Annotated in this window: 14 protein-coding genes; all 14 read right to left on the bottom strand. The window is 45.2% G+C overall.

The window, feature by feature from the left end:
• The 14 genes from RSK81_RS00510 to RSK81_RS00445 all read right to left on the bottom strand — a co-directional run bounded on the left by RSK81_RS00510 (position 1) and on the right by RSK81_RS00445 (position 11808).
• Entirely contained in the window at positions 1–321 is a 321-nt protein-coding gene (locus RSK81_RS00510) for a V-type ATP synthase subunit F (protein ID WP_002894448.1), read from the bottom strand.
• Complete coding sequence (locus tag RSK81_RS00505) at positions 308–1321, bottom strand: V-type ATPase subunit (RefSeq protein WP_002911402.1); 1014 nt, start codon at positions 1319–1321, stop codon at positions 308–310. The genes RSK81_RS00510 and RSK81_RS00505 overlap by 14 nt, the downstream gene beginning before the upstream one ends.
• Before the next feature lie 10 nt (positions 1322–1331).
• The gene (locus RSK81_RS00500) at positions 1332–1922 is read right to left on the bottom strand and encodes a hypothetical protein (protein ID WP_002894445.1); all 591 of its coding nucleotides are present in this window, start codon (positions 1920–1922) and stop codon (positions 1332–1334) included.
• Positions 1923–1932: 10 nt separating this feature from the next.
• Entirely contained in the window at positions 1933–2412 is a 480-nt protein-coding gene (locus RSK81_RS00495) for a V-type ATP synthase subunit K (RefSeq protein ID WP_002898768.1), read from the bottom strand.
• Positions 2413–2545: 133 nt separating this feature from the next.
• Positions 2546–4501: a V-type ATP synthase subunit I gene (locus tag RSK81_RS00490; protein WP_315687026.1), complete on the bottom strand. Its 1956-nt coding sequence runs from the start codon at positions 4499–4501 to the stop codon at positions 2546–2548.
• A complete protein-coding gene (locus RSK81_RS00485; protein WP_125357246.1) occupies positions 4491–4814 on the bottom strand; it encodes a hypothetical protein in 324 nt (107 codons plus the stop codon). Before RSK81_RS00485 ends, RSK81_RS00490 begins: the two co-directional genes overlap by 11 nt.
• 150 nt (positions 4815–4964) lie before the next feature.
• Positions 4965–5861 (bottom strand): ROK family protein, encoded by an 897-nt coding sequence (locus RSK81_RS00480; protein ID WP_125357245.1) that lies wholly within the window; start codon positions 5859–5861, stop codon positions 4965–4967.
• Complete coding sequence (locus RSK81_RS00475; protein WP_002901994.1) at positions 5858–6700, bottom strand: MurR/RpiR family transcriptional regulator; 843 nt, start codon at positions 6698–6700, stop codon at positions 5858–5860. Before RSK81_RS00475 ends, RSK81_RS00480 begins: the two co-directional genes overlap by 4 nt.
• A gap of 169 nt (positions 6701–6869) precedes the next feature.
• A complete protein-coding gene (locus RSK81_RS00470; protein ID WP_002901992.1) occupies positions 6870–7322 on the bottom strand; it encodes a YhcH/YjgK/YiaL family protein in 453 nt (150 codons plus the stop codon).
• Positions 7322–8860: a sodium:solute symporter gene (locus tag RSK81_RS00465; RefSeq protein ID WP_002901990.1), complete on the bottom strand. Its 1539-nt coding sequence runs from the start codon at positions 8858–8860 to the stop codon at positions 7322–7324. The genes RSK81_RS00470 and RSK81_RS00465 overlap by 1 nt, the downstream gene beginning before the upstream one ends.
• An 84-nt stretch (positions 8861–8944) precedes the next feature.
• A complete protein-coding gene (locus RSK81_RS00460; RefSeq protein WP_268697405.1) occupies positions 8945–9862 on the bottom strand; it encodes a dihydrodipicolinate synthase family protein in 918 nt (305 codons plus the stop codon).
• 14 nt (positions 9863–9876) lie between these two features.
• Complete coding sequence (locus tag RSK81_RS00455; RefSeq protein WP_125357243.1) at positions 9877–10578, bottom strand: N-acetylmannosamine-6-phosphate 2-epimerase; 702 nt, start codon at positions 10576–10578, stop codon at positions 9877–9879.
• 324 nt (positions 10579–10902) lie between these two features.
• Positions 10903–11010, bottom strand: coding sequence for an acetylxylan esterase (locus tag RSK81_RS00450; RefSeq protein ID WP_223321607.1), 108 nt, complete (start codon positions 11008–11010; stop codon positions 10903–10905).
• 117 nt (positions 11011–11127) lie between these two features.
• Positions 11128–11808 (bottom strand): DUF6796 family protein, encoded by a 681-nt coding sequence (locus RSK81_RS00445; protein ID WP_002901985.1) that lies wholly within the window; start codon positions 11806–11808, stop codon positions 11128–11130.
• Positions 11809–12069 lie beyond the last annotated feature (261 nt).

Below are 12069 nucleotides of genomic sequence, written 5' to 3'. Positions count from 1 at the left end.
TCACAATATATCTTGTCCGACAGCCTTTTCGACATTTTCATGAATCCGCGAAAGAGCCAGTCCCGTGCTCCCCTTATGGGTAGGAATGAGCACAAGAGCAGGAATCTCCAGCTGGTCATAGTAGGCCAGGGTTTCTGGAATATCCGCAGCCATATCCTCCGTCAGATAGATAATGCCGAAATCTTCACGGGCGAGCCGACGCAGGGTATTGACCGTCTCCTGAGCTTCCTTCACCGGAAAGGTCTGAAAACCAATCAGCTTAAAAGGGAGGATGGTGTCGCGATTCCCCACAACAGCAATCTTGTAGCTAGTCTTGTCCATAAATCGGTCGCATCCTTTCTCTGATAAGCTCTACCGGCAGCTGATTGTCCATGCCAGTCAAAATCAGCCGCAGATTCTTGACTTCCAGCTCCTTGCCCAGCAGATAGCGGGCCAGAGGGAGCGGTCCATCTGTCTCAAACTGACCAGCCGCAAGCAACTTAACCTGCAAGAGGTCCGCTAGATATTCTAGCTCTACTGTCGTCAAGGTCTGGTTCCGCATTTTTTCCTCGTAGGAGCGCAGATCCAGATCGTAACCGCAGGGATTGACCTGGCTAAACCAAGTCAAGAAATCTCCCTGCTCTGCCATGGCAATCCAGTTGGCAGCAGAGAGGCTCCCTTCATCAGACAGGAGCTGCCTCATAAAGCTGCGCGGTTTTTCCAAGCCAACAGCCCGCTTGACCGTGATGGCATTGTAAAAATCAATAGTCAGATTCACCAGCTGCAGCAGACGGTCATCTTCCAATTCCTCTGTCAGACGCTTGAGATGCTGGAAATAAGCCATGTCCATGCCAATCTCCAGCACGCGCACATCCTGATAATCCTGGTATTCCTGCCAGGTCGCAAGCACCTCGTCCAGCATGAAATCCGGACAATACTCAGCTGAAAAAGCCATGACCAAGTGCTCCAAAACCTCCAGCGAATAGGTCCCCACCGGCATCAGCAAATGCTCCAAGGACTGACCTGTCGCCCGACCCTTGAGAAAAACTTTGAGATTGTGGTAGGTATAGCGGAGCGTGAAAATCTCCACTAACTCCTTACTTGGACTGATCTCAAACGCCCAATTATAAACGGAATACAAATGCTTCATCAGTACTTTCTCAATGGTATTGAGATCCTTGATAGCTTCAGCATCCATGGCATAGACCGTTCCCTGCAGAAGAGCCGAACGGCTGGCAGGATTGTCAGCCTGCAGCAATTGATCATATTGCTGGGGCGTCAAAAAGGAAGCCTCCTGCACGCTAATGGCTGTATTGACTTGAGAGAAGCTTGTTTCACTCATGGTCCGCCTCCTATTCTGCCTGGTCTTTGAAAATATCCTGAGCCAGTCGGTAGCTTTCCTCCTGCCAGACAGAGTCCAGCAAGTCACGATAGAGATAACTATCATCCACTCGTCCTTGGCTCAGCACAAAACCTGCCTGACCGGCTATGGACTGGTCTGAAAAGTGTACTTGCGGAAAGGATCTTTTCAAGTCTTCTAACTGGCTGGAGCTGAATTTCTCAGCTGATAGAGCACCGAAAGTCAGTGCCAACTCTTTCTCTGGGTATTTAGCCAAGACACTCTTCAGAAAATGCTCTTCTTCAGCTGGTGACCAAGCTGCCATCTGAGCATAGGCTTCCTCAAAAAGCTCTCTGAGAACCCGCTGCTTGATGACCAGAGTAGACTGGCGCTTTTGATTTTCCAGCTGCTGAATATCGCGCTGACTGCGCCGGCTGATTTCTTTCAGCTGCTGCTCTCGCTGTCCAAGCTTTTGCCGAACCAGCTGGGCCTCACGTTCCTTGGCTTCCTGTTCTATTTTCTCAGTAGCCTCGGCCAAAAGCAAATGCCCCTTCTCGTGAGCCTGCTCCAAGACAGAAGCTTTGAGATCTGATATGTCAGACATAAAAGCCTCCTTACTTCACATTCAGAACCATGATGAAGGATACAACGAAGGCCAAGATGGCATAGGTTTCAACCATGGCCGCTAGGATAACCCCTTTCATGACCTCTTCTGGTCGCTTGGCCAAAATCTGAATACCAGCGGTCGCTACTCGTCCTTGATGCTTGGCTGAAAAGTAACCAACAATCGCAACTGGCAGAGCTGCTAGGAAATAAGCTACGCCTGATTGCAGAGCCAATTCTGGCTTGATATTAAAGAAGACGGTAATCCCGATAACAAAGCCGTAGAGACCTTGGGTACCTGGCAAAAGTTGTAAAATCAGAGCTTGAGCGAATTTTTCCGGCTGTTCTTTCAAGAGAGCTGCCGCTGCCTGACCGGTGCTTCCAACACCTAGCGCTGAGCCCATTCCGCTGAGAAAGACCGCCAAAGCCACTCCCAGACCTGCAAAAAAGGCTCCGCCGTAAGTTCCAAAATATGATGCTAAATGTTCCATGATTTACTCCTATGAAATTGCTGTAATTCTTGTAAAACCAACAGCTAGTTTAATGAATGTTGCTTGTTTTTGATGTTGTAGAAACTGTATTTCTTAAGATGAGCTTCTCGTCTCTTACCATAGTTCCTAATCTTTATTTCTTGCTTTGCTGAACGTATTTCTCGCTAGGCTTGAGCGGAGTGAAAGGCTTGCCGCCTCCGTCGTAGAATTTTCCGAAGAATTCTACAAAAATCAAACGTGCTCCGTGCACATAACCCGACAGGAAAGACAGAAACATATTGACCAGATGCAAAGCAATAAAAAGCAGAATACCAATGCTAAAGCGAGCCACTGGTGGAAAGAGACTAACAATCAGGTTAAAGGCCGAGCCAATGCTAGCCCCCGAAAGTCCCAAAGCCATCAGTCGCGTAAAGCTGACCAGATCCCCAACATAACCGCTGACATTGTAGAGGTTGAAGAGACCTGACCCCAGACCTGCCAAGCTCTTAGCGCTGATAATCGATACTGCCAATACGCCAAGTGCATTGATAATGGCTAACCATTGACCAATCGTTGCCGCAAAGGCCAAGGATGGGAAGAAATTCCCCAAGGCCAAGAGCAGCAGCCCTAGCAAAATCAGTACCCAAGCAAAGCCTGCATTGTATGCTTCTGCATAATCCTTGAGGCGGATATTTTTCAGCCCGCTGAGGAAGAGGCCTGCCAGTACTGTAATGAAGCCGAAGACGACCGAAATGACCAGAATCGTCATGGCATCAGAGCTGGTACTTATCAGAGCAAAGGGCAATTCAAATCCAAAGAATGAGCCATAAACCAGTCCCCAGATAATGACGGCCACGCCCAGTAGGCGGAAGAAGCGCAGATTCTTAGCCATTCCTGGCTTGACATGTAAAAAGCGCAGCGCTAGACTAGTTCCTGCAAAGAGCAAGAGACCATAGCCAATATCGGCGACCATCATGCCAAAGAATACAAAATAAAACAGGGAAACGACGGGCGTTGGATCCTTGTCGCCATACTTAGGCAAAGAATACATCTCCGTCACTAGCTCGAAGGGCTCTACCAAGGCATTGTTTTTAAGCTTGGTCGGAACCTTATCTTTCTCGTCCTGTCGAATCTCTCTGGTCTGGATGAGAATGCTCTGGCCAAACTGCTCTGTCAAGCAAGCCTCAAGAGCTTGAACCTGATTGCTTTCGATCCAGCCTTCCAAGGCTGCCAGATTTTGCGTGCTGGCTAACTGGTTCTTACTTTCTTGACGGGAGGAGAGATTGCATAGATAGTCCAGCTGAACCTTGAGCTGATCCAGCTCACCCTTTGAAGCTGCTAGACTCTTGGTCATAGCGTCTACCACAGCTTCCTGCTGGCGGATATTAGATTTGAGCTGTTCGAGCCGATCAGCAGGCAGTTCCGCATGGTCATACTCAAAGGGCTTAAAGCCATACTCTTTCAAGATTCTGCGAACTTCTTCCAGAGAGCCGGTCTTGTAAAAAATAAGAACCCCGTGCTCCGTATCGTCGGTAAAGACTTCCTGGAACTTCAGATCAGCATGTGCTCCCAGAGCCAGCCGAAGAGCATCATCGTCAGTATTGGGAATAGTCCCAATCAAAGCTCCTAGATGACTGAAAGTCGCGGCTGCCTGCGGTGTCAGCTCCAGTGGCTCCCACTTCTCCAGTTCAACCACTTCCAAGCGGTCGGCTTCTATCTGACTTTTAGCCTCTTGCAAGACTTTGAGCTGCTTGCTGATTCCTTCTAATAGCACAGCCTCATCTCGATTCTTGCCCGCCTGCTCTAATGCCGCAAAGGATAGCTCCAAAGGCTCTTCTTTTAAGGATTCTAGCAGTTTCTTTTTCGGCATAAAGGGCTCCAGCTCTTCAACCAGTCTCTCGAGCTTTTCTTGACGACTGACCAAATCTTGCTGAGATAGTTGCTGAACCGGCCGGCCAACTAAAGCCTTCTCAAAGGCTGCCTGCCAGTCCTCTTCCTGCCGTAGGTCATGAATCTGAACCGACTCTAAACCCTGTAGGTAAAAGAGAAGCCGGTCCAGCAGTTCCTTGGGAAGAAGCAGAGACAGCTGCCTCATTTGACTAATGGCCATAGGCTTCTACCACCTTGTCTACAATAGCTCGTGCCAAGTCTGCTTTTTTGTCCGTCAGCGCCGCCTCAACCTTGTCCTCATTTTGCTGGATTGTCTGCTCCAAGTCTTGCTGCAGGAGCACCAACTTTTGCTGGGAGCTAGCTGTTAATTCTTCCACCAGCTTCTGCGTTTCATCGTCATAGGTCAGACCCAGCTGCCTGATATCTTCATCTACTTGCTGCCGCAGCTCCTGAGCCTGCGCCCTGTAGCCCATCAAAACTTCTTCTGCAGCAGTCTCAATTTCCTGCATTTTTTCAAGTGTTTCATTGGCCATTCGTTCACCCCCTCGTTTTCAAAAGCTTCGAAAACGGATTTTTAAATCTGCATTCCTAGCTGACTAGCCAACCATCTGGCACAGTCTTTCTCAGGAATACGGCTTCCTACTTGCATAAATTATATCATATTCTTTCTGAAAACATCTTTTTCAAACAGAGTTTTTCTCCTGATTCAGAAAATGTCGAACAGCGCCTAATCGTCCGGCTTCATTCCCTAGGGCTGCTGCCACCAATTCTCTAGGCAAAAAGCGCGGATCTACTACTTGCTGCTTCATTAGACTTTCCAATCGCGGTAAAATAAGCTCAGAACGAGCTAATATGCCGCCACCGATAATCAAGACCTCTGGATTTAGAATATAGGACAGGGTTAAGAGACCTTTAGCCAGACGGCCCAAGAATATATCAAGTGTTTCTTGCGCCAGCTTATCTCCCTGATCTATCGCCGCAAAAAAACTACGGCCAGTATGGCCTTGCTGGCCTGTCTTTTGGCTGTATAATGCTAACAAGGCAGTTGTTGAGGCCAGGGATTGCCAGTCCTGTCCATCTTCCATGGGCAGATAGCCTACCTCACCAGCGGTATAGGTGGATCCATTGACAATCTTTCCATCATAGATAATGCCGCCGCCAATGCCTGTTCCGACAGTAATCATCACAGCAGAAGCATGACCTTTGGCAGCGCCTAGCCAAGCCTCACCCAGAGCAGCACAATTAACATCATTTTCAATCGCAATCGGTAAACCAAATTCTTTTAAAATCCGGCTACGGAAATCTGTCCCAATATAGCCTGGAATGGTATAGCCAGCGTAACTGATTTTCCCAGCCTGGCTGTCAACTACACCAGCAGATGAAATCGCTACTCCATCTAGCTCAAACTGCTCTTGATAAAATGCTATTAGCTGGCAAACCTGTTCTAAAATCTGATTCGTTTTCTTTTCAAAGTCAATCTCAGTGGTAACTTCTCGAAACTCATTTAGACTACGTCCGCCAGACTGATAGAGATCTGCTTTAATCGTTGTCCCACCGATATCTATTCCTACAATATTCACGATTCATGCTCCTTCTCTTCTTGATTTTCTTCTAAAGCTGAAAGTGTATTTGTAAAGATTTGGCTGCGATAATCTCGGTCTAAATCTATATAATAGGCATAGAAAATGTCCATCACAACTAAAACCGGAAACTGAGGAGAGATATTATTGCCCTGTGCCAAGTGCTTCTTGACAGCTACTAGGACCAGTTCATCACACTGCTGCCTCAAGTCGTCGCTGTTATTGGAAGTTACCAGCACAGTCTTGGCTCCGACTTTTTTGGCATTCTGAATAGCCTGCGTGATAATTTTAGTCTCGCCAGATATGGAAATGCCAATAACCAGACAGTCCGGATCCAGCATGACTCTATTCACCCGAATCATATGGTCGTCCGTAATGGCCTTACAAACCATTCCCAACCGCATGAAGCGAAACTCCATTTCCCGAGCCACTAAGCCTGAACTCCCCTGCCCGTAGATATAGACTCGACCAGCATTGTTGAGCATATCCCCCACGCGCAGGAACTGTTCTTCGTCAATCAAGGAAAAAGTCTTATTGAGCAATTCGCCATAATCAGACAAGACATTTCTCGTCAAATCCCTACTGACATTTTTACTTTCTGAGCTGGATTCCTGAAATTCAAAGATAAACTGCCGGTAGCCTGAAAAGCCACATTTTTTGGCGAAGCGAGTCAGAGAAGGCACAGAGACATAGAGCTTCTGAGACACCGCCTGAGCCGATAGATCAGCTGTCAGTGCCTCATCAGACAGAAAATAATCTGCAATCTTCTTTTCCAGGTGTGTCAGACTACCATATACAGACTCAATCACTGGCAAAATGTTTTTTTCCAAAGAAACCATCAGACATTTTCCTCCTGCAACTATTTTCTTTATTCTACCACTTTCTCAAAAGTAATTCCAACCCTTCCTTGCTAGAATTCTCCAGCAGAAAATAAAGTTCAAAACTGACTAAAAAAGCTGGGGCAGCATGTTAAGAACAATCCGTCTTTCTCATCCCGCCCGCAGCCTTTTATACAATTTTTACTTTAAAGACAACCTTACGGATGGGGCCGGCTTCTTCAGCTATCAGTCCAGTCTTATGGGCGTCATTAGGATCCAGCAAGAGCAGGCTGCCAGGAGTGAATATCAGGTCAAACAAAGCTTGGCCGGACATCTGCTGCCAGTCTCCTTCCGCATCATAATCCCCTTCTTCCATATTGGACAAAAAGTTATAGTGGATGCGCTCCCTTCCTTCAAAAATCAGATGCACATCGTAAAATTCCCTATGACTTTCCCAGACCCGATCCTCATCGGTCGTGGTCGTCATTTCAATGACATTGTAAAAGAAATCATCAGACACAGGGTGATTGCCCTTTTCATCTTGGCTGACATCATGTGTCCTTAAAAATTCTAAGACTTTTTTTAAGGCAGGTTGCTGAATGTCTCTCTCAACAGCTGCTCCTTTATATTGAACTAGTTCCATTAGTGCCGTACCTCCCAGGATTTATCTGCATGAATACTTGCAATATCGTAAACTGTTGTATTCTCTGGCGCAGCCTTGCCGCCAGTTAAGACGGAAACAACATAGCCTACAATCAAGGAAACAACAATTGAAATCAAGGAATAAGCCCAGATACTAACGGCTTCTGCTGGCAGAGCGTACTTGATGACTAGCAGGACAATACTAGAAGCAATCATAGCTGCATAAGCTCCCTTGAGGTTGGCACGCTTGGTGAAGATTCCCAGAATAAAGATTCCTCCCAAGACACCTAGTACCAAGCCCATAAAGCCATTAAACCAAACATAAGCCGATGTAATACCTGTATGAGCCATCACGATTGAAACTACTGTGGAGAAGACTCCTACACCTAGAGAAACATATTGGGCGATTTTAGTCCGTTTCTTGTCGTCCAGATTGCTAGATACAACATCTTGAATATCCAAAGTCCAAGAAGTCGCTACAGAATTAAGACCTGTAGAAATAGTAGACTGAGCTGCTGCATAAATTGCCGCAATCAGAACACCGGTCACTCCAACTGGAAGACCATAGGCGATAAAGTAAGTGAAGATCTGGTCTTGAGGAATAGAGCTGCCCTCACTGCCTGGATGCTGTACTTGATAATAGACGTATAAACCTGTACCAATCAGATAAAAGACAGAAGCGATAAAGATTGACAAAACTCCATTCGTAAACATCATTTTATTGAGTTTCTTCACATTCTGAGTTGTCGTAAAGCGCTGAACGATATCTTGCGAAGATACATAAGAGGACAGGGTATTGATACCAGATCCCAAGATAATTAGGAAAATAGAATCTTTCAGCAAGTTAGGATTGAAAATAGTTTCTTTCCCTGAGATAAATTTACCACTGGCCAGCTCACTAGCAATATCGCCAAAGCCACCCTTGAGATTAGCAATCAGGAAGAAAAGCCCTACAACTGTACCAATCAAGAGTACTGAACCTTGGATAAAGTCTGTCCACAGAACTGACTTGACTCCACCGGTATAGGAGTAAACAATGGCAATCGCACCCATCGCGATAATCAGGATATTGACATCAATCTTCGTCAAAGTAGCCAGGGCCACTGAAGGTAGATACATAATGATGGACATGCGGCCGATTTGATAGATGATGAAGAAGACAGCTGACAAAGCTCGCAAGGCCTTAGAGCCAAAACGTTTTTGCAGGTAGTCATAGGCTGTATCAATATCTAGACGTGCATAAATCGGCAAGAAGAAACGAATAGCCACTGGAATGGCAAAAATCATACCCAACTGGGCAAACCAGAGAAGCCAAGTCCCTGCATAAGAGTTCCCCGCCAGTGTCATAAAGGAAATCGGACTTAGCAATGTAGCAAAAATGGAAACAGATGTTACATACCAAGGCACCGTTCCATCACCTTTAAAGAACTCTTTACCCTGCATCTCCTTTTTCGAGAACAGCAAACCTGCTACCAGAACAACTAGTAAATACACAATCAGAATAATCATATCGATTGTGGTAAAACCAACATTTCCCATAGAATTTCTCCATTATTATTCATCGTCAAAGCCTAGGACGGGCAGGTTTAGCCTGCCCTAAACTCTGGTGTTACACTCTTTGTATTACAAGAAGTCTTCTCTTACCTGCTTAATCATAGCAGCTGCTTCTTTGGCAATCGCATAGTCTCCCTCAGATAGAGGCTCTAACGGTGCTCGAACAGAGCCAATATCTAAGTCCTCATTGAGACGAAGAATTTCTTTCATAACAGCATAGAGATTTGCGCGACCGCTGACCATCTTGTAAATCACACTATTAATCGCATGCTGCAGTTCTTTAGCACGATCCAGATCTTTGTCAATGATGAGCTGGTTGAGCTTCAGGAAGAGATCTGGCATCACAGCATAGGTTCCGCCAATTCCGGCCTTAGCACCAATAACTCGACCGCTGATAAACTGTTCATCTGGACCATTAAAGACAATATGATCTTCCCCACCTTCTGCGACAAAGATTTGAATATCTTGAGTCGGCATAGAAGAGTTTTTAACCCCAATAACTCGTGGATTTTTACGCATTTCTGCATAGAGTGCTGGTGTCAGAGTCGTTCCAGACAGCTGCGGAATATTGTAGATGACAAAGTCAGTATTCGGAGCCGCTGCACTCATATCGTTCCAGTACTTAGCGATAGAATAGTCCGGCAAACGGAAGTAAATAGGAGGAATAGCAGCGATAGCATCAACACCCAAACTTTCAGCATGCTTAGCCAGTTCCACACTGTCCTTAGTGTTATTGCAAGCCACATGAGCGATAACTGTCAGCTTGCCCTTAGCCACTTCCATGACATTTTCCAAAATTAATTTCCGGTCTGCTACACTGAGGTAAATACACTCACCAGAAGAACCATTAACATAGACACCCTTAACTCCCTTATCAATAAAGTACTGAGTCAAAGAACGAACACGTTCTGGGCTTACTTCTCCTGCTTCATCATAACAAGCATAAAAAGCTGGAATGACACCTTCATATTTTTCTAATTTTGACATATTCTTCCTCTTTTCTATTCTTTCGTTGCGTCTGCAAACTTCCTTGTAATCAGCTGCGGCCGTGTAATGGCAGATCCAACTACCACACTAAAGGCTCCCAGCTCTAGAACCCTTTTCACCTTTTCAGGGCTATCAATATTCCCCTCAGCAATCAGAGGGTGCTGAATCTCAGCTAAAGCTTTTCGGATGATTTCAAAGTCATTGGCTTCAATCTTATCTCCCTGGCTCTGATTAGTATAGCCCACCAAGGTTGTTCCAATAAAATCAAATCCCATTCGATCAGCTTCCAGCATCTCGTCAAGAGTTGAACAATCAGCCATCAAAAGCTGCTGAGGATATTTTGCTTTCACTTTCTGGAAAAATGCTTTTAAACTCTCTCCTTGAGGTCTGCTGGAATTTGTCGCATCTAAAGCGATAATCTCCGGATGGGCTTCCATCAGCTCATCTACTTCTATCATAGTTGGTGTAATGAAAGCTTGGGCATCTGGATAATCTCTCTTGATAATCCCAATAACTGGCAAATCCACCGCTTCTTTAATAGCCTTGATGTCTATAACCGAGTTAGCCCGAATTCCGCTAGCACCTCCTTCTTTGGCCGCTACTGCCATACGAGCCATGATAAAGTCGCTATGTAATGGTTCGTTTGGTAGAGCCTGACACGACACAATTAACTTATGTCTCAACTCTTCCATTTGATTCCTATCCTCCTTACTCATTTATTGTAAGCCTTTACATTTATTATCTTAACATTTATTGCAATTAGTTTCAATATGGTTTTACTTTTAGAAAGTACTTTCTTTTTAGGTATTACTTTTTATCTCAGTTTGAAACTTATACAGACGAATATAGCTATAATATTTATGTTTTTCGTGGCTGTTCCAACATTTTTCTACAACTAAAAAGAACTAGGCGAATGCCTAGTCCTAGGGGGAAGCAGTTTTGTAGACTTCCAGTCTTAAAGGAATCAAAGCTAACAAACACTAAGCTCAACTAGCTTATTTAAAACCCCATATTTGAAGTTTAAATCAGCAGAGTGCCAATTAGCAAACCTCTGCCACTTGTTTATTCCAAAAGGTATCAAAATCGTCGGGCATTTCATCTCTTCCGCAATAATGTAACATTTCTTTAAGTAAAGTAGGGTTTTTCATGTCTTATCCTCCCAACGATTCTTGAAACCTCTTTCATCATACCATAGAAAGAAGAAATATTCAATAGGTCAATATATAAATTTTCTGTTTTTTTCTGAAATTTTACCGATTCGCGGCCTAAGAACCTATATGAAGCAGGAGCAGTAAATAGAACAAACTAAATCCTATGTTTAGGCCGGCTCCGTTAAGGTAGGGGCGTCCGATTCTCAGCTTTTCTACCAGTAAGATAGTTAACAGACTGAGCGGTAAAGGAGTCAGCAGCCCCAGATAAGCAGGCAATATTGTCTGACCGGCAACTATTAGCAGTGAGTAAATGAGCCAACCTAGACCTGTCAGAGCGATAGCTGTCCGCCAGGTTATATCTAGAAAGAGCACTGCTTCATTGATAAGCTCGCTGTCTTCGTCTGAGCAGACCTGTCCGTTGCTTCGTTTATAAGCCTTTTTGCTGATGATCCCAACGTAGTAAAAAGCCACATGTGCCACTGGCGATAGGGCAAATCCAATTCCTAACAAGGCTATTGACAGGTAGGCCCACAAGCCCTTATTTGTCAAACCAAAGAGAGCATAAAGCGAGACTAACATAAGAGGAATTGAGAAGTTAGCCACCAGAGCACCCAGACGCAGCCGATTGACAGAACCAGACAGCATCAGCATAGCCAGATTCTTATTGCCAATCCGACTCTGCTCCGTAAAGTAGGCATAACTTTCCTTATCTACCTCAAAGCCAACCAGCAGAATATCCCCCAATAACCAGCAAAGACCACTCAACAGCCCAGCCCATAAAGATAAAAAAATCACATTACTCTCCTTTTTTCATTGTCCTCTTATCTTAGCACAAAAGCTCACTTAATCACAAGTAATCAGAAGGTTTACGTCTTTTTACCCCAGCAAGCTCCTTTCGTTAAGAGACCTAGAGCTCACGTCGCTACGCTCCTCAGCATCCATGTCTCTAAGCTTGGCTTCGACCAATGGTCTTGCCTCGCTAAGACACATAGAAAAATCCCCCACCAAAGGGCAGGGGATGACCGACAAACTGTCTTATTTTTAATTGAGGAAGCT

The organism is Streptococcus sp. DTU_2020_1000888_1_SI_GRL_NUU_041A (genome assembly GCF_032387735.1).
Classification (GTDB): domain Bacteria; phylum Bacillota; class Bacilli; order Lactobacillales; family Streptococcaceae; genus Streptococcus; species Streptococcus sanguinis.
Note: the sequence above shows the minus strand (reverse complement) of the source record. Positions and strands in the feature narration are given on the sequence as shown.